Source organism: Paraburkholderia sp. PAMB 6770 (assembly GCF_057748135.1).
On sequence record NZ_CM173238.1, the window covers coordinates 650,840 to 668,463 of the forward strand.

At 66.9% G+C, this 17,624-nt stretch carries 19 protein-coding genes; 7 read left to right on the plus strand and 12 right to left on the minus strand.

The window, feature by feature from the left end; translation table 11 throughout:
* Positions 1-43 precede the first annotated feature (43 nt).
* From rimM to AC3AP7_RS03120, 5 genes are all read left to right on the plus strand, one after another.
* Positions 44-793 (plus strand): ribosome maturation factor RimM, encoded by a 750-nt coding sequence (gene rimM / locus AC3AP7_RS03100; RefSeq protein ID WP_475765682.1) that lies wholly within the window; start codon positions 44-46, stop codon positions 791-793.
* Positions 794-825: 32 nt separating this feature from the next.
* Positions 826-1,605 carry a tRNA (guanosine(37)-N1)-methyltransferase TrmD gene (gene trmD / locus AC3AP7_RS03105; protein WP_475767818.1) on the plus strand — a complete coding sequence of 260 codons (780 nt, stop codon included), beginning with the start codon at positions 826-828 and terminating at the stop codon, positions 1,603-1,605.
* Positions 1,606-1,734: 129 nt separating this feature from the next.
* The gene (gene rplS / locus AC3AP7_RS03110; protein ID WP_475765680.1) at positions 1,735-2,121 is read left to right on the plus strand and encodes a 50S ribosomal protein L19; all 387 of its coding nucleotides are present in this window, start codon (positions 1,735-1,737) and stop codon (positions 2,119-2,121) included.
* Positions 2,122-2,214: 93 nt separating this feature from the next.
* On the plus strand, positions 2,215-2,895 hold the full coding sequence (locus AC3AP7_RS03115; protein ID WP_475765678.1) for a CoA pyrophosphatase: 681 nt from the start codon (positions 2,215-2,217) through the stop codon (positions 2,893-2,895).
* 118 nt (positions 2,896-3,013) lie between these two features.
* Positions 3,014-3,952 (plus strand): CobD/CbiB family protein, encoded by a 939-nt coding sequence (locus AC3AP7_RS03120; protein WP_475765676.1) that lies wholly within the window; start codon positions 3,014-3,016, stop codon positions 3,950-3,952.
* 27 nt (positions 3,953-3,979) lie between these two features.
* Here the strand turns inward: AC3AP7_RS03120 and AC3AP7_RS03125 are convergent, their stop codons facing one another.
* From AC3AP7_RS03125 to AC3AP7_RS03135, 3 genes are all read right to left on the minus strand, one after another.
* The gene (locus tag AC3AP7_RS03125) at positions 3,980-4,300 is read right to left on the minus strand and encodes a putative signal transducing protein (RefSeq protein WP_475767816.1); all 321 of its coding nucleotides are present in this window, start codon (positions 4,298-4,300) and stop codon (positions 3,980-3,982) included.
* 81 nt (positions 4,301-4,381) lie between these two features.
* Positions 4,382-5,317 (minus strand): ribosome small subunit-dependent GTPase A, encoded by a 936-nt coding sequence (gene rsgA / locus AC3AP7_RS03130; protein ID WP_475765674.1) that lies wholly within the window; start codon positions 5,315-5,317, stop codon positions 4,382-4,384.
* A complete protein-coding gene (locus AC3AP7_RS03135) occupies positions 5,314-6,573 on the minus strand; it encodes a M48 family metallopeptidase (RefSeq protein WP_475765673.1) in 1,260 nt (419 codons plus the stop codon). The genes rsgA and AC3AP7_RS03135 overlap by 4 nt, the downstream gene beginning before the upstream one ends.
* A 170-nt stretch (positions 6,574-6,743) precedes the next feature.
* On the opposite strand from AC3AP7_RS03135, the gene orn reads away from it, so the two are divergent.
* A complete protein-coding gene (gene orn / locus AC3AP7_RS03140) occupies positions 6,744-7,352 on the plus strand; it encodes an oligoribonuclease (protein WP_475765671.1) in 609 nt (202 codons plus the stop codon).
* 40 nt (positions 7,353-7,392) lie between these two features.
* Here the strand turns inward: orn and mog are convergent, their stop codons facing one another.
* A complete protein-coding gene (mog, locus tag AC3AP7_RS03145; protein WP_475765669.1) occupies positions 7,393-8,022 on the minus strand; it encodes a molybdopterin adenylyltransferase in 630 nt (209 codons plus the stop codon).
* Complete coding sequence (gene yjgA, locus AC3AP7_RS03150; protein ID WP_475765667.1) at positions 8,003-8,620, minus strand: ribosome biogenesis factor YjgA; 618 nt, start codon at positions 8,618-8,620, stop codon at positions 8,003-8,005. The genes mog and yjgA overlap by 20 nt, the downstream gene beginning before the upstream one ends.
* Before the next feature lie 182 nt (positions 8,621-8,802).
* Between yjgA and pmbA the strand changes: the two genes are divergently transcribed.
* A complete protein-coding gene (gene pmbA / locus AC3AP7_RS03155; RefSeq protein WP_475765665.1) occupies positions 8,803-10,173 on the plus strand; it encodes a metalloprotease PmbA in 1,371 nt (456 codons plus the stop codon).
* Between the two features lie 38 nt (positions 10,174-10,211).
* Here pmbA and AC3AP7_RS03160 read toward each other — a convergent pair whose 3' ends face one another.
* From AC3AP7_RS03160 to AC3AP7_RS03190, 7 genes are all read right to left on the minus strand, one after another.
* Positions 10,212-10,715, minus strand: a complete 504-nt coding sequence (locus AC3AP7_RS03160) for a dihydrofolate reductase (RefSeq protein WP_475765663.1) — start codon at positions 10,713-10,715, stop codon at positions 10,212-10,214.
* Between the two features lie 100 nt (positions 10,716-10,815).
* A complete protein-coding gene (locus AC3AP7_RS03165) occupies positions 10,816-12,369 on the minus strand; it encodes a sigma-54 dependent transcriptional regulator (RefSeq protein ID WP_475765661.1) in 1,554 nt (517 codons plus the stop codon).
* Positions 12,370-12,393: 24 nt separating this feature from the next.
* Positions 12,394-13,893 carry a hypothetical protein gene (locus AC3AP7_RS03170; RefSeq protein ID WP_475765659.1) on the minus strand — a complete coding sequence of 500 codons (1,500 nt, stop codon included), beginning with the start codon at positions 13,891-13,893 and terminating at the stop codon, positions 12,394-12,396.
* 106 nt (positions 13,894-13,999) lie between these two features.
* On the minus strand, positions 14,000-14,800 hold the full coding sequence (locus AC3AP7_RS03175) for a peptidase C39 (protein ID WP_475765657.1): 801 nt from the start codon (positions 14,798-14,800) through the stop codon (positions 14,000-14,002).
* 6 nt (positions 14,801-14,806) lie between these two features.
* Positions 14,807-15,517, minus strand: a complete 711-nt coding sequence (locus AC3AP7_RS03180; protein ID WP_475765654.1) for a C39 family peptidase — start codon at positions 15,515-15,517, stop codon at positions 14,807-14,809.
* A 70-nt stretch (positions 15,518-15,587) separates the two neighbouring features.
* Positions 15,588-16,997, minus strand: coding sequence for a hypothetical protein (locus AC3AP7_RS03185; RefSeq protein WP_475765652.1), 1,410 nt, complete (start codon positions 16,995-16,997; stop codon positions 15,588-15,590).
* Between the two features lie 29 nt (positions 16,998-17,026).
* The gene (locus AC3AP7_RS03190) at positions 17,027-17,617 is read right to left on the minus strand and encodes a hypothetical protein (RefSeq protein WP_475765650.1); all 591 of its coding nucleotides are present in this window, start codon (positions 17,615-17,617) and stop codon (positions 17,027-17,029) included.
* Between the last annotated feature and the right edge of the window lie 7 nt (positions 17,618-17,624).

Here is a 17,624-nt window from a genome sequence, read left to right on the forward strand (position 1 = left end):
GTATTTTTGCGGCAAGCGTCGGCGCTGGCTGAGGAGTTGACTCATGTCCGCGCGTGATTCGAGCGGTTCGGCAGGTTCGGCGCGCGCACAGGGCGCTTCCGGCGCGAAAGCGGGCGCATCGTTTGGTGTGTTCGCGCGCAAGCCGCCAGCGGATCGCGCCGGCGCGCGCGGTAGTGCGAATAGTGCAGGTAGCGCGGATACGGCCGTCGTCAAGCCGGACGATCCGGCGCCGCGGCTGGAAACGGCTGCAAGCTGGCCGGAAAACGCTATCGAAGTCGGCGCCATTGTCGACGCGTATGGCCTGAAAGGCTGGGTCAAGGTTGCCGCGCATGCGGAAGCCGGCCGTGGCGGCGATGCGCTGCTTGCTGCCCGACGCTGGTGGCTGATGAAGGGCAGCGAACGAAGCTCGGCCCCGGCCTTGCACGCCAAGGTTCACGGGGACGCCATCGTGGCCCATCTGGCGGGGGCAACCGACCGCGACATGGCGCTCGCGCTGCGCGGCACGCGTGTCTATGTGCGGCGCGAGGATTTTCCATCGCTTGAGGCGGACGAATTCTACTGGGTCGACCTGATCGGCCTCGCCGTCGTGAACCTGGCCGGCGTCGCGCTCGGCAGCGTAGCCGGCATGATCGACAACGGCGCGCAGTCCGTGTTGCGAATCGAATACCCGGCAACCGGCAAAGACGGCAAGCCGGTCACCGGCGAACGTCTGATTCCGTTCGTCGGTGTCTATGTGAAAACGGTGGATCAGGCGGCGAAGCAGATCATCGTCGACTGGGAAGCCGACTATTGAAGCAAAGCAAAACCTGGGCACGGGAGGGCGCGGTGCAGTTCGATGTCGTCACGCTCTTTCCTGACATGTTTCGCGCGTTGACGGACTGGGGCATTACCAGCCGCGCCGCGAAGCAGGCGCGCTATGGTTTGCGGACGTGGAATCCGCGCGATTTCACGTCCGACAACTATCGCACTATCGACGATCGGCCGTATGGCGGCGGCCCTGGCATGGTCATGCTGGCCCGGCCGCTGGAAGACGCGATCGGCGCGGCGAAAGCCGCGCAGGCGCAGCAAGGCGTCGCGGATTCCCGCGTCGTCATGATGTCGCCGCAAGGCGCGACGCTTGACCACGAACGGGTCATGCGGTTTGCCGCGCAGCCCGGCCTCATTCTGCTGTGCGGGCGCTACGAGGCGATCGATCAGCGGCTGATCGACCGTTGCGTGGATGAAGAAGTGAGTCTGGGCGATTTCGTGCTGTCGGGCGGTGAATTGCCCGCGATGGCGCTGATCGACGCAGTCGTGCGGCAGTTGCCCGGCGTGCTGAACGACGCGCAGTCGGCCGTGCAGGACAGCTTCGTCGACGGGCTGCTCGATTGCCCGCACTACACGCGCCCCGAGGACTATGAGGGCGTGCGCGTGCCCGACGTGCTGCTCGGCGGCCATCACGCGGAGATCAACGCGTGGCGCCGTCGCGAAGCGCTGCGCAATACGTGGCACAAGCGGCCGGACCTGATTGGAAAGGCCAGACAGAACAGGTTGTTGAGCCGTGCCGACGAGGCATGGCTCGCAAGTCTCGCAAACGAAGCGCCGAAGCCGCAGGGCCCGGCGTGAGTTGCGACCAGGCGGCGTTGTCCATGCGTGGGCGGCGCCTGATGTGAACCCATCCTCTATCGGGGCCGTAGCCGCGCGTCGAACGCAAGGCCGGTGCAAACGCCGACAAGATGGCTTAAGGAGTCAGTGATGAATCTGATTGCAAAACTCGAGCAGGAAGAAATGGCCCGCGTGCTGGGCGAGAAGGCCATCCCCGAATTCGCCCCCGGCGATACGGTGATCGTCAACGTGAACGTGGTCGAAGGCACGCGCAAGCGCGTTCAGGCCTACGAAGGCGTCGTGATCGCAAAGCGCAACCGCGGTCTGAACTCGTCGTTCATCGTTCGCAAGATCTCGTCGGGCGAAGGCGTCGAACGGACGTTCCAGACGTACTCGCCGCTGCTCGCGAGCATTGTCGTGAAGCGTCGCGGCGATGTCCGCCGTGCGAAGCTGTACTACCTGCGCGAGCGTTCGGGCAAGTCGGCCCGGATCAAGGAAAAGCTGGTCTCGAAAGACCGCGCTGCTTCCGAAGCGTAAGAGCTGTAAGGAAAAGCACCCGTCCCGGGTGCTTTTTTACTGGTTGGGTCAAAATAGCACTCTCCACCGTCCAGGCTTGTATCGAGATTGCCTTTGACCCGTCCCGCCTTCCAACCCGAAAGCCTGCCCGTCGAATCGACGGGTGACGATCTTCCGCCCGTCGCCCCCGCGCGGCTCACGCCGGATGGCCTGCGCACGCGTTTCGGGCAGCGCCTGCCGTGGCAGGTCGAGGCGGCGGACCCTCGCTGGAAAGACTACGGCGACCCGCGCGCCGCGGCAGTGCTGGTGCCGCTCGTCGTTCGCGAAGCCGAACTGACGGTGCTGCTCACGCAGCGCACCGATCATCTGAACGATCACGCCGGCCAGGTCAGCTTTCCGGGCGGGCGGCGCGAGGCGTTCGACGCCGACGCCACGGCCACCGCGTTGCGCGAGGCACGCGAAGAGGTCGGGCTCGACCCGGAGCGCGTCGAAGTGCTGGGTGCGCTGCCCGATTACCTGACAGGTACCGGCTTTCGTGTGACACCGGTGATCGCGCTCGTGCATCCGCCGTTCACGGTCGAAGCGGATTCGTTCGAGGTGGCCGAGGTCTTCGAGGTGCCGCTCGGCTTCCTGATGAATCCGGCGCATCACGAGGTCCGGGTGCTGCGCTGGGAAGGGGGCGAGCGGCGCTTTTTCTCGATGCCGTACCCGCGCGGCGAGGCCGCCGGGCAATATTTCATCTGGGGGGCGACGGCCGGGATGCTACGCAACCTGTACCGCTTTCTCGCCGCCTGAAACGGTTGCGCGGCCCGCGAGGTGTCGCGGGTTTGCAACCATCGGTGCGCTCAGTCGCATCCGACCCTGTGCTATCGTTATAAACAATCGCAAAAACTCGAATCGCACGGCGCATCGCATGACCTTTTTCTCCGTATTGCTGGCTCTGATTATTGAACAGGTGCGCGCGCTCTCGCCGAGTAATCCGGTGTTCGCGCTGCTTCAATATCACGCGGAGTCGGCGGCACACGGTTTCGATGCCGGCAAGCCGAAGCACGGCGTGCTCGCCTGGCTGGTCGTGGTGGTGCCGTGGACGCTGGCCGTCGCGATCGTCTACTACATTCTTTACCGCATCAACTTCGTGCTCGCGTTCCTGTGGAACGTCGTGATCGTTTATTTCACGCTCGGGTTCCGCCAGTTCAGCCATTACTTCACCGATATCCATCTCGCGCTGAATAACGACGACGTACCGCGCGCGCGGGAAATTCTGCACGAATGGACCGGCACCGACACGGTCGACATGCCGGTCAGCGAAATCGTGCGCCACACGATGATTCACGCAGTCGTCGCGTCGCACCGGCACGTGTTCGGCGTGTTCTTCTGGTTCCTGATACCGGTCGGCCCCGCCGGCGCGGTGCTGTACCGGATCGCCGAATATCTCGCGCGTTCGTGGTCGCGTCCCACGGACGATCGCACGGCGGCGTTTTCGAGCTTCGCGCAGCAGGCGTTTTTCATCATCGACTGGGTGCCGGCGCGGCTGACATCGCTCGGTTTCGCGATCGTCGGCAACTTCGAGGACGCGATTTACGCGTGGCGCAATCACGCGCGCCAGTGGCCCGACACGAACGAGGGCGTGCTGCTCGCGGCCGGCAGCGGTGCGCTCGGCGCACGTTTGAGCGGGCCGCTCGCCGAGCCGTCGAGTCTCGACGCGCTCGCGACCGGCGAAGGCGGCCCGTTGCCGGTCGGCGACGACTGCACGCCGCGCACGCTGCAATCGGCCGTCGGGCTCGTGTGGCGCGCGGTGATTCTCTGGATGATCCTGCTGCTGATGCTGACCATCGCAGTCTGGGTGGCCTGATCCGCCGGAGATGCCCGCCCGGCGCGATTAGTCGTTGAGCGGGTCGCGCGGCGTCCCGCATTGCCAGCAGACCGTGAACTGTGCTTCGAGCATCTCGCCGCAGTGGGCGCAGCGCCATCCCGGCGCGTCGGCAGCGGGGCCGCGCGTGGCTTCGTCGATCAGCCGGCGCGCGATTTTTTCGTCGCGTTCGTCGACGAGCCAGAGTTCCGGCGCGCACTGATCGGCGGGAATCTCGCCGAGCGCGCCGTTCAGATAACGGTTATGCAGCTCGCACGCGATACCGGCCGTGGCGAGCACGTTGATCCAGTGCTGGCCGATGATCAGATTCGGCGCCCGCATCAGCCTGATCATCGCGGCGCGCCTTTGCCGCGCTGCGGCCGCACTTGCCGGGTCGATGCCGCTGCGTCGCGCTTCACGTTTGCCCCCTGCCTAGCGCACGATCTGACTGGCTTCATGCACGAGTTGTGCATAAAGCGCATGCCGCGCCGGCGCAATGCGGCCGTCGGCCACCGCTTCGAGAATCGCGCACCCCGGCTCATGCAGATGATGGCAATTGTAGAAACGGCAGTGCGCGAGCAGCGGGCGGAACTCGGGAAAGGCGCGCTCCAGCGTGCCTTCGGTCAGATGGTGCAGGCCGAACTCCTGAAAGCCGGGTGAGTCGATCAGCGCGCCGCCGCCGGGCAGCGGATAGAGCCGCGTGAACGTGGTCGTGTGGCGGCCGCTGTTTAGCGCGGTCGAAATCTCGCGGGTTGCGGCTTCCGCATCGGGCACGACCAGATTGACGAGCGTCGACTTGCCCATTCCCGACTGGCCGAGCAGCAGCGTGCGATGGCCGCGCAGTTGGGCGTCGAGCGCGGCGCGCGCGGCATCGGGCTCGGCGCGGATCGACAGTTCGATCACCGGATAACCCAGCGCCCGATAGCGCGCAAGGCGCTCGCGCGCACCCGGCAGCGCGGCCGCGACGTCGGTCTTGTTCAGCACGATCAGCGGCGTGAGGCCGTTCGCGTCGGCGGCGACCAGCGCCCGGCCGAGCAGGTCTTCGCTGAAGTAAGGCTCGGTCGCGAGCACGATCAGCAACTGGTCGAGATTCGCCGCGAACAGCTTCGAACGGTACTGGTCGCTGCGATACAGCAGGTTGCGCCGCTCGCCGATCTCGACGATCACACCCTGATCGGCCGACGTCGCCTCGTAGACGACGTGGTCGCCGACCGCCACCTCGCTGCGCTTGCCGCGCGGGAAGCACTGCAGCGCCGCGGCGCCGTCGTCCGGCGCGACGAGGTAGTGCCGCCCGTGTGCGGCGATCACGACGCCGCGCAGGCGCGCGCCGGCCGCCGCGCGCGCCGCTTTCGGCGAGCGCGCGCTCATGCGTGCCGCAGCAAACGGTCGATCCGCTGCGACGCGGGCGGATGCGAGTAGTAGAACGCCGTGTACAGCGGGTCGGGGGTCAGCGTGGAGGCGTTGTCTTCATAGAGCTTGACGAGCGCGTTGACGAGTGCCTGCGCGTCCGTTTGCGTCGCGGCGAACGCATCGGCCTCGAACTCGTGCTTGCGCGAACTGAGGCTGCCGAGCGGCGTGACGAAGAACAGGAACACCGGCAGCGCGAGGAAGAACAGCACGAGCGCGAGGCCGGCATTGCTGCCGACCAGCGAAGGCCGCACGCCGAGCCCCTCGTAGAACCACACGCACTGCATCAGCCAGCCGAGCAGCGCGAGCATCGCGAGGCTGAGCGCGAAAATCACCAGCATCCGCTTGAGGACGTGGCGGTGCCTGAAATGTCCGAGTTCGTGCGCGAGCACGGCCTCGATCTCGTTGCCGGACAGGCGGGCGAGCAGCGTGTCGAAGAAGACGATTCGCCTGGCCGCGCCGAAGCCCGTGAAGTAAGCGTTGCCGTGCGCCGAACGGCGGCTGCCGTCCATCACGAAGAGGCCCTTTGCGGCGAACCCGCAGCGCTTCATCAGCGCTTCGATGCGGCTTTTCAGCGCGTCGTCCTTCAGCGGCTCGAACTTGTTGAACAGCGGCGCGATGAAGGTGGGATACAGCACCAGCACGAGCATCTGGAACACCACCCAGACCACCCATGCCCACAGCCACCAGAGGTTGCCCGCCTGGTTCATCAGCCACAGCACGACGAGCAGCAGCGGCAGTCCGAACACGGCGCCGAGCAGCACGCCCTTGATGCGGTCCGCGAAGAAGATGCCCCGGCTCATCCGGTTGAAGCCGAAACGCTGCTCGACGACGAACTGGCGGTAGTAGTCGAACGGCAGGTCGATCACGCCGGTGATCGCGATTACCGCGGCGATCAGCGCGATCTGGCCGGCATAGCCGCGCCCGAGGCCGCCGGCGATCGCGAGGTCGAGTGCCTGCACGCCGCCGAGCAGTGTCAGGCCGACCAGCACCGCCGCGCTGGCGACGATCTCGACCATCCCGAGACGGGTGCGCGCGATCGTGTAGTCGGCGGCGCGCTGATGCGCGCCGAGCGCGATCGTGGCTTCGAACTGGGGGGGCACGCGGTCGCGGTGCGCCGCGACGAAGCGGATCTGCCGCGACGCAAGCCAGAGTTTGGTGCCGACCATCGCGACAACGGCGACGGCGAACAGGAGGGTGAACGACAGGGTGAGCATCCGGGCAATCCGTGGTATCTATGCGACAATTATACGTTTGTCCCCGCCGGCCGGCGGGGCCTCGCGAACATCAGCCGCTTCGGCGCTGTTTCTGCGTTGTTTCTGCGCTGTTGCGGCACCGTCTCGCCGCGTTCGCGGCGCCGCGCGGGCCGCTCACCAAGGTTGCCTTCATGACTGAGATTCTCGAACCAGCCGCTCCGTCCGGGCTCGCCTGCACGGACATGAACCTGATCTGGCTGGACATGGAAATGACCGGGCTCGAGCCCGATACCGACCGGATCATCGAAATCGCGGTGGTCGTCACCAATTCGACGCTCGACAAGCTCGTCGAGGGGCCGGTGCTGGCGATCCACCAGAGCGACGACACGCTCGCGAAGATGGATCAGTGGAACCAGAACACGCACGGCCGCTCGGGCCTGATCGACCGGGTGCGCGCGTCGACGGTTGACGAAGCGCAGGCCACCGCGCTGATCCGCGATTTTCTCGCGCAATACGTGCCGCCCGGCAAGTCGCCGATGTGCGGCAACTCGATCTGCCAGGACCGCCGCTTCATGGCGCGCTGGATGCCGGACCTGGAGCGCTTCTTCCACTACCGCAACCTCGACGTGAGCACGCTGAAGGAACTGTGCCGCCGCTGGCAGCCGGCGGTCTACAAGGGATTCCAGAAGCGCGCGATGCACACGGCGCTGGCCGACATCCACGAGTCGATCGACGAGCTGAAGTACTACCGCGATCATTTCCTCGTGCCGGCGGCGAGCGCGCCTGTCGCGCAGGCATAGCCGTAGCCCCGCTGCGCCCGCCGCGCTTCTGCTGTTGCGGCTATTGCGGCGCGCGGGGCGCGCGCAACGCGCTTTTGGGCCGGAACGCCTTGACCACCGCGTCGTGCGTTTCGATGTACGGGCCGCCGATCAGATCGATGCAGTAGGGCACGGCCGCAAAGATGCCCGGCACGCTCGCCGCGCCGGTGTCCTCGCGCAGGCCTTCGAGCGTCTCGCGAATCGACTTCGGCTGCCCCGGCAGGTTGATGATCAGCGCCGCGTGGTCCGCGCTCTCGCGGATCACCGCGACCTGGCGCGACAGGATCGCGGTGGGCACGAACCGCAGCCCGATCTGCCGCATCTGCTCGCCGAAGCCCGGCATCACCTTTGTCGCGACCGCGAGCGTGGCCTCGGGCGTGACGTCGCGCCGCGCCGGGCCGGTGCCGCCGGTCGTCAGCACGAGATCGCAGCCGGCGGTGTCCACCAGCTCGACGAGCGTCGCCGAGATCGTCGGCGCGTCGTCGTGAATCAGCCGCGCGACCGACTGCCACGGCGAGGCGAGCGCCGCGCCGAGCCAGTCCTGCAGCGACGGAATTCCCTTGTCCTCGTAGACGCCGCGGCTCGCGCGGTCGCTGATCGAGACGAGGCCGACGACCAGCTCGTCGGGGTGGTTACGCGCGATCTTCGTCATCGTCATCCTCGTCGGCTTCGTCGGTCCCGTCGGCGGGGCTGCCTTCCTCATGGCCGCTCGCATCGCGGATCCAGCGGAACAGCTCGCGGAAATAGCGCGGCGGCTTGCCGAGCTGCGCCTCCTTGCGGGCGTTGCGGATCAGTGTGCGGCCTTCCTGCGGGTCGGCGTCCGGGTGCTGGCGGATGAAGTCCGTGAGCGCGCCGTCCTCGGCCAGCAACTGCTCGCGGGTGCGCTCGATCCAGTGCAGCCGCGCGGTCTGTGCGCGGTTTGCGCCGTTGTACGTATCCAGCGCGGCACGCAGCGCCGCGGTTTCGTGCCCGCCCAGCGAGCGCATCACCCGGCCCACGTATTGCAGCTGGCGGCGTTTGCCTTCGTGGTCCGTGATGCGGCGGGCTTCGCGCACCGCTTCGTCGAGCTTTTCGGGCATCGGCATGCGCTTGAGCGCGTCTTTCGGCAGCGCGACGAGCGCCTCGCCGAGTTCCTGCAGCGCAAGCATTTCGCGCTTGATCTGCGATTTGCTCGGGCGGTCGTAGCCGTTTTCGTCGACGACGGGGTCGACGACGGGTTCCATCGGTTGATTGCGGGTTTTGCGTGTCATGGCGGTATTGTAGCGTGCCGGCATGGCACGCTCCGGCCCCGCCGGCCGCCCGCGCGCGGCGAAGACGAGCAGGCTCCGCGCGGTCCTTGCTATCATCGCGGGAGACAGAAAGGACGAACTCGCGAGATGCTCGCGAGCCCACCCGCGGGCCGTCGTCGGCCCCGAACAGGACGGCAACGAATATGGCAGCAGACATGGACGTCGGACAACGCTTTTTCCCGCATACCCAGGACGAACTGAAGGAGATTGCGTCGGACATCCTGCGCTATGCGAAGACGCTCGGCGGCACCGACGCCGCGACCGAAATTTCCGAGGGCGACGGCCTGTCGGTGTCGGTGCGGCGCGGCGAGGTCGAGACGATCGAGCACAATCGCGACAAGATGGTCGGCGTGACGGTATTCATCGGCAACAAGCGCGGCAATGCGAGCACCTCGGATTTTTCGCCGCAGGCGCTGAAGGACACGGTGGCGGCCGCCTACAACATCGCGCGTTTCACGGCGGAAGACGACTGCGCGGGCCTCGCCGAAGCGGAACTGCTGGAGACGGCGCCGCGCGACCTCGAGCTGTATCACCCGTGGAACCTGGGCGCGGACGAGGCGGTGCAGATCGCGCGTCGCGCCGAAGACGCGGCGTTCGCCACCGACCCGCAGATCCGCAACTCGGAGGGCGCGAGCGTGTCGGCGCAGCATTCGCAGTTCGTGCTCGCGACGTCGCGCGGCTTTCTCTCCGGCTATCCGTACTCGCGCCATTACGTGGCGTGCGCGCCGATCGCCGGCAGCGGCCGCGCGATGCAGCGCGACGACTGGTACACGTCGAGGCGCAGCGCGGGCGAGCTGGCGCAGCCCGAAGCCGTCGGCCGCTACGCGGCGCAGCGGGCGCTCGCGCGGATGGGCGCGCGCGGGCTCGACACGCGCAAGGTGCCGGTGCTGTTCGAGGCGCCGCTCGCGGCGGGGCTGCTGGGTGCGTTCGTGCAGGCGGTGAGCGGCGGGGCGCTGTATCGCAAGACTTCGTTTCTGGTCGACAGCCTCGGCAAGCCGGTGTTCGCGCCGCACGTGCAGGTGGTCGAGGACCCGCACGTGCCGCGTGCGATGGGCAGTGCGCCGTTCGACGAGGAGGGCGTGTGCACGAAGCGTCGCGCGGTCGTGAAGGACGGCGTCGTCGAGGGCTATTTCCTGTCGACGTACTCGGCGCGCAAGCTCGGCATGCAGACAACCGGCAACGCGGGGGGCTCGCACAACCTGTCGCTGCTCAGTTCGGACACGCGCGCCGGCGACGACTTCGAAGCCATGCTGAAGAAGCTCGGTACCGGCCTGCTGCTGACGGAGCTGATGGGGCAGGGCGTCAACTATGTGACGGGCGACTATTCGCGCGGCGCGTCGGGCTTCTGGGTGGAGAACGGCCAGATCCAGTATCCGGTCGAGGAGATCACGGTCGCGAGCACGCTGCAGGAGATGTTCCGCCATATCGTCGCGATCGGCGCAGACACGATCGTGCGCGGCACGAAGCAGACCGGTTCGGTGCTGATCGAGCGGATGACGGTGGCCGGCCAGTGAGCAGGCCGGACGAGAGGACATGCGCCGGGCCGGCGCGCTCAGGCGGCGCGGCGCCGCCGGTAGGTCACGAACGCATAATCGAACTCGTTCGGCGCGTGCGCGCGATGCGTTTCGCGCTGCACCTCTTCCCACTGCTGCGGATCGGGGGCCGCGAAGTGCGCGTCACCGGCGAACTCCGCCATGATCTCGGTGACGATCAGCTTGTCCGCCTGCCGCAAGCCTTCTTCGTAGAGTTGCGCGCCGCCGATCAGGAACGCTTCGGGCGCCTGGTCCTGCGCCGCGAGCACGAGGGCGTCCGCGAGGCTCGGCGCGCTGTCGCAGCCGGCAAACCGGCGTGCGCGGTCGCGCGTGACGACGATGTTGCGCCGCCCCGGCAACGCGCGGCCGATCGACTCGTGGGTCTTGCGTCCCATGATGACCGGGGCGCCCATCGTGGTGCGCCTGAAAAAGGCGAGGTCTTCCGGCAGGCGCCACGGAAGCTGGTTGTCGCGGCCGATCACGCCGTTGCGGGCGCGAGCGACGATCAGGGTGAGCGTCGTCATCGAAGGGGCAGGAGTGTCGAATCGCTTCGATTCTACCCGAGCCCCGCGCGCGGCCTCCCGGCGTGCATGCGCCGTCTGCGCGGCGCGCTCGTGCCCGCGGCTACTCGTTAGCCGGCGTTTCGTCGTCGAGCACGCCGTTGTCGTCGGCGCCCGCCAGCGCACGCAAGCCGTGCGTGCCCATGAGCCGGTAGAGCGTCACGCGCGAGATGCCGAGGTCGGCGGCGGCCTCGGTCAGCCGGTGCCGGTGGCGCAGCAGCGCCGCTTCGATCGCGCGCTTTTCGGCGACCTCGCGGGCTTGCGCGAGGGTGATCGACTGCTGTCCGGTGAAATGCTCGAGATCGAGGTCCTCGGCGGTGATCAGCTTGCCCTCGGCCATCACGATCGCCCGCCGCACGCGGTTGATCATCTCGCGCACGTTGCCGGGCCACGTGTAGTTGTACATCGCCTCGATCGCCGACGGCGTGAAGCCGCGGATCTTGCGCGAGCTGTCGCTCTTGAACTTGTGCAGGATGTGATGCGCGAGGATTTCGATGTCCTTGCCGCGCGCGCGCAGCGGCGGCTCGTCGACGCGCAGCACGCATAGCCGGTGGAACAGGTCCGCGCGAAAGCGTCCTTCGCGCATCGCGGCTTCGAGGTCCACGTGGGTGGCCGAAATGATCCGCACGTCGACCGGGATCGACTCGCGTCCGCCGAGCCGCTCGATCTTGCCTTCCTGCAGGAAGCGCAGCAGGCTCGCCTGGCTTTCCATCGGCAGGTCGCCGATCTCGTCGAGCAGCAGCGTGCCGCCGTCGGTCGCTTCGACGCGGCCGATCTTGCGCTGGTTCGCGCCGGTGAACGCGCCGCGTTCGTAGCCGAACAGTTCCGACTGCAGCAGATGATGCGGGATCGCGCCGCAGTTGATGGCGATAAACGGCGCCTTGCGGCGGCGCGAGCGCTCGTGGATCGCCAGCGCGGTCAGTTCCTTGCCGGTGCCCGATTCGCCCGAGATGAACACGCTCGCGTCGGTGTTGGCGACCTTGCGGATCGTGCGAAAGAGCTGCTGCATCGCTTCGCAGGTACCGACCATCTGCTCGTCGTCGCCTGCCGCGGCGGCCGGCACGTCGTCGGTGTCGTCGCTCAGCACGACCATGCCGAATGCGTGTCCGGCGAGATAGTCGATCGTTGCGTTCGCAACGGGTGTCTTCACGTAATCGAAGCAGTAGTGGCGGATGAGCCGACGCGCATCCGGGTCGGCGAGCCGTTCGAGCGTCGCGAGCGCGATCCAGCCGATCTGCTGTTGCCGCAGGCAGGCTTCGAGGCTGCCCAGCTCGCGCGGCGCAAAACTCGCGAGATCGACCACTCCGGCGCAGGCCGTGTCGGCGCGTATCGCGCGCACGGCTTCATGGGCGGAGCGCGCGAGCGTCACGTGCCAGCCGCGGCTTCTCAGGTACGCGGCGAGGGTTTCGTCCGGTGTGCGGCAGACATAGAGCAGGATGCGCCCGGCAAGGGCGCCGGGCGTTGCCGCGTGTGCGTGCAAGGCTGCCGGCGCGGCCGCGTCCGTCTCCTCCACGATGCGCGCCTGAGCGGGCCGCTCCGTGTCGTCCCGGACGCGGGCGATCGACAGATGCGCGCCGGAAGGGGGCGGGACACTGGTCAGATGGGGTGACTCGCGCACGATCAGCCTCTTTGCGTTGGCGATTCAGAACGTATAGGGAAAGCGCACTCCGACGACGAAGTTCGGCGTATCGGGCGTGAGACCGATCGACACGGAGCCGTTGATCGTCAGGTGCTGGTTCACGACGTGGTTCAGGCCGAACGTCACGGCGGCGGCGACCGTTTCGCTGCCCGGGACGCCTGTCCAGCTGCCGCCCGGCGCCTTGGTTTCCGACTGCGGTTCGAGCGCGAGCGTGTATGACACGCTCGCCGAATCCTTGTCGGAGAAGGCAAGCGCCGCGCCCGCGCCGAGCTGGATCACATTGCCGAGCCGCACGGAAGCGGGTTCGGTCTGCCCGACCACCGACGAAATGTCGGAGAACGAGCGCGAAATATTGTAGGTGTACGAAACACTGCCGAACAGCACGACCGGGTCGTAGGTCTTCAATGCCGACAGGCCCGCCGTCACGTTCCAGAAGCCGGTGCCGGTCGGCAGCTTGGTCGGTGCGACGAGGTTCGTGTTGTTCGCATCGACCTGCACGAGCTTGATGCCGAACGGCGACGAGCCCGTGTCCGACTTCACGCGCAGACTCGCGACGAGGTCCGGCAGCGCGTTGGTTTCCTTCAGCAGCTCGTAGTACATGCCGAAGCTGACGTCACCGATGTCGTTCGAATTCGCCGACGCGTCGGACAGCGTGCTCGCGGCACCGCCGGCGCCGCCGACGATGAAGTTGCTGTGCCGGTACAGGTACGGTACGTCGACGTCGAAGCTCAACCGGTCGGTGAAGCCGTAGCGCACGTCGACATCGGCCATCAACTGGTGCGATTTGGTCTCGCCCAGGTTGATGTTGCCGAGGAAGATCGCATCGAGCGCAAGGAAGCCCGACAGCTGCAACTGGCGGCGATCGTAGTAGGTATCGCTGATGCCGAAATCGACCGTCAGCTTGTGATTGAACAGCGGCGTGTGCTGCTGGTTCTGCGCCACGGCTTCTTCCGACTCCGTGCGCACCGGCTGCGCGGCCTTCTGCGTTTCGCCGACGGTGCCGCTCGTGGCACCGCCCTCGGTGGCGGGCGGCAGCGCGTTGTTGCCGCCGGCGCTGTTTTCTTCAGGGGTCGCGTTGGCGGGCGCCGTGCCGGTCGCGCCGCTCGCGGGCACCGGCGGCGTGACGGGCACGCCGGTGGCCGTCCCCGTTGCGCTGCCCGGCGCGGCCGAGCCCGGGTTGATCTGCGCAAGCGGCGGCAGCGGCGCCGGCAGTCCGTCCGTGCCGGGCGGCGCGGCGACCTGGGCGCTGCCTTCCGGTGCGCCGTAGCCGGGCACACCGCGGCCGCGCTGCGCCATCTCGAGGTTGACGACCTGTTTTTCCAGCGCATTGATCTGTTTTTGCTGCTCGTCGACGACGCGCATCAGCGTGTTCAGGCGCTCGTCGACCGACTGGTCGGCCAGCGCCTGGGCACTCGCGCCCTGCGACAGCGCAAACAGGATGACCGCGGCCGGGATGGCCGCAAGCACGGTGCGAGGCGCACCGCCTGTCGAAAGTCTCTTCATTTTTCTTCCCCCGGTATTCTGGACGCGCACCGCCGGTCCCCCCCGGCCGTGCGCGCTCGCTTCGATCCGTTGCAGCCTTCCGTCGTCGCGGGTGGCGGCCCGCGCGTCATCTCCTCACGGTGTTTTGCAGAGCCTGCAGCACGCCGAGCTGACGCAGCATCGACGCCGACATCTGCTGGGTCTGCAGGCTGAGCTGCAACTGGTTGACGACCTGCTGGCTATTGCCCGCGATCTGCAACAGCTGGGCGATCGAGCCGGCTTGCTGCGCGCTGCCCGGCATGATCGTCTGCGACGCGATACCGGCCGGTGTCTGCAGGGAGATCGAAATGCCCCCGTTTGCGAGACTGACGGCGGCCTTCAGTGCGCCGTTGGCAGTGCTTGCGACTGCCGAACTCTCGTTGTTGTAGGTGCCGCCCGGCTGGGCGCCGGCGGGTGCGTTGAAATCGATGCTCGCCTCGTTGCTGCCGAGGTTGCCGTTGCCGGCGATCTGCGAGATCTGCGATACCCCGTTGACGGTCACATTCTGTCCGCCGGTGGCGCTCGAGGCCGGATTGGCGCCGCTGCCGGCCATGCCGCCCGGGCCGCTGACGCTGGCGGACGCGCCGATCTGCACGCTCGCCTGGTTCAATGCGTTGGTGGTCACCGAGATCGCGCCGGCCGCCGACGCCGCGGCACCGTTCGGCAGGTGCCAGGTGGACAGCAGCTCGACCACGACGCCGGAAATGACGTTGCCGCCGATCCCCTTGCCGGTCTGGCTGGCGAGCACGTCGTCCGAGACCGGTTGCAGCTTGATGGCGGGTGTATCTTCGAATACAGACGATGCCTGCGCGGCAGCATGGGCGACAGAGGCCACGCCGCACGTCGAGAAGCACAACGCGCAGCTGATCGTGAAAAGGTTGCGTTCCATGGTGGGTCAGAACAGCTCTGCCTTGATCAAACCGTATTCAACGAAAGGAGTCGCTGCCGTACTGTTCTCCAGCGCACGTTCCCGCAGTTTCAGTGCGAGCGACTCGTTGCCTTGCAAGAGCGGAGAATCCTCCCTGAAAGGTTTGCCGACGACGGCGAACACCAGCCCGTTCCATTTCTTGTCGAAATCCTTTTCGGACACGATGCGATTGCCGAGCGCAGGATCGGCAATGAAGATGCGGCCGTCTTCGGCATGCTTGACCAGAACGAAATGCTCGTAGCCGTTACTGTTCATCAGCACGAGCACCGGAATACGCAAGTGATAGAGCGCGTCGGACGTGACGCGAAAGCCGCGGCCGCGCAGGCCGAGCGTTTCGACGAATTTTTTCATGTCGAGCATCGAGAAGCCGTTCTTCACGACGACCGCGGGCGTGGAGTACACCATCATCCGGCGGATCATCTCGGGCTCGGGAATGTCGATGCCGTAGCCGTATTTCAACAGCGTGGCGAGTGCGGCCGAGCCGCAACTGAAGTCGTAGCGCTGCGCGACGATGTGCTCGTAGGTGAGATCGTGCATCGATCGCACCTTCACGTTGAACGGCACCCCCGCGGCGGCGTACATGTTGAGCGCCGACTGGGCGTGCGCTCCCTGTGTCAGAACGAGCCCGGCCGTCAGCGACAGCAAGGCTCCCCGCGTTACCCTGCCCACCCCGAACATGGTAATCCCCCTTATGGAAACAGCCGGTCAGCACGAAGGCTGACCGGCGCTTCCCGCGTTACCGCACAGACTACTGATGCGACACGCTGGCCACTGCGAGACCGTTGTGCTGCAGGTTGCCCACCCCGGAAGCGATGTTCACGCCGATGTTGCCCGTGGCGCCGGAGAGCGCCCCGCTGCCGAGCATCGCAGAGCCGGTGAACTGGCCGTTGACGCCCGCCGTCGCGGTCTGGCAGTTCTGGTCGCTCGCGACGACTTCGCCGCCCTGCGTGCTGCCGCTGCCGTAGCCGTGATGGGGATCCATGCCGCCGCTGCTTGCGCTGTCGGTGGTGGCGGACGTCGCGAGGCTGTTGTTCTGCACGTTGCCGACGCCCGACGCGATGTTCACGCCGATGTTGCCGGTCGCGCCTGCCAGCGCGTTATTGCCGACCGAGGACACGAAGCTGAAGTCTCCGACCGTCGCCTTGCCGGTCGATGCCTGCGTCGAGTAGATCTGGGCCGAGCCGAACACCGGGCCCACGTCCATGTTCGACAGCGCGGCGTCGTTGGACTGCGCGTTGTCGACGCCGGTCGCCATGTTCACGCCGATGTTGCCGGTCGCACCGCCGAGCGCACCGTTGCCGAGCGTGGCCGACATTTCGGTCGGCGTTTCGGTATCGATGTGCTGCGTGACGCTGCCGTTCACGGAGATCGAGCCCTTGCTGTCGCTGTAGCTGTGGCTCCAGCCGTACGCGTTGCTGCCTTCGGAGAAGCTCGCGTGTTGTTCGTCGCCATAGCCGCTGCGGGTTTCGGTGGCCGTGCTGTAGCTGCCGGCCTGGTAGCCGCCCCAGGCGAGGCCGTAGCCTGCCGCCTGACCGGCGAAGCCGCCGCCGAAGTTGCTCGATTCGTGCGTGTTCAGCGCGCCGGCGAAGCCCGCGGCAAACCCGCCGAGGAACACGCCGTTGCCGCCGCCGACACCGGCGATCAGGCCCGCGGCGAGGAAGCCGTTCGCGGACGCATGCGTGTTCTGATACTGATAGCCGCCATACGATGCTTCGACGCCCGTGGCGAAGCCGCCGCCCGCGACGAAGCCGGCCGTCGAGTACGAGCTGTTCGTCTGCGTATTGGACTTGTCATAGGCCCACGCATTGTTGCTGTACGACTGGCTCACGCCCCAGCTGCCGCCGCCGCCCTGCGCGTTGTTCCAGCTGTTGTTCGTGTGGATCGACGTCGTCACGTTGCCGGACGTATAGGTCTGCGGCGGGGGCTGCATGTTGACGCTGCTGATGTCGACGTTCTGCGTGTTGTTGACCGTCGCCCCGTTGCTGCTCGACACGCTGACGCCGCCGTGCAGCGTGATGAAGCCGAACTCGCCGATGTCGGTGTAAATGCTGGTCGCGGTAAAGAGCTCGGCTGGATCACAGCCGGCGGTGCATTCGGCGTAGGCCGAACCTGCTGCCATCATCGAGAGGACAGCTGCTGCGATGAGTGTGCGCTTCATGATGACGCTCCGATAAAGAGTGTGGCTCGTTAGAAAAAGGTGCCCGCCGGGGGACGGAGCACGAAACTGTTTGAACTGACGTTACCCGAGCCGGCAGTCTGGTTGATCTGGACCACGCCGCTGACGTTCTGAAGCGCCTGCTGACCGATGGACACTTCGCGCACGTCATGGCTTTCGCCCGGAACCACCAGACCACCGCCTTTGGCGGCCACCCCGGATAGCACGCCATCCGAGACGACCTCCGCTTCAACCGGCCCAGTGCCGATCACGGCGCTGTTCCGCTGAAGATTCGCTACTCCGGCCGACTGATTCAGTTCGATCAGCCCGGAGGTGTTCGAAAACGCATTGCTGCCGATCGAGCTCTGCGCGATGCCGAGCTTCGCGCTGGCACTGGCGAGTTGCGCGCTGCCGGTCAGGTCGAACGGCGAGGACAGACCGTTGACGAGCACGCCCTGATTCGTCTGCGCGTTGTCGAGCCCGGCTGCCTCGTTCAATGCGACGACGCCGGTCGCCCCCAGCGCGACGCCGCTGCCGATCAGCGCCTGCGCGTCGAGCTGCGCGGGCAGCGTCTGCGCCTGCGCGGCAAGGCCCGCAGCGGCGAGCAGCGCCGCGACGGCCACGCGTGCA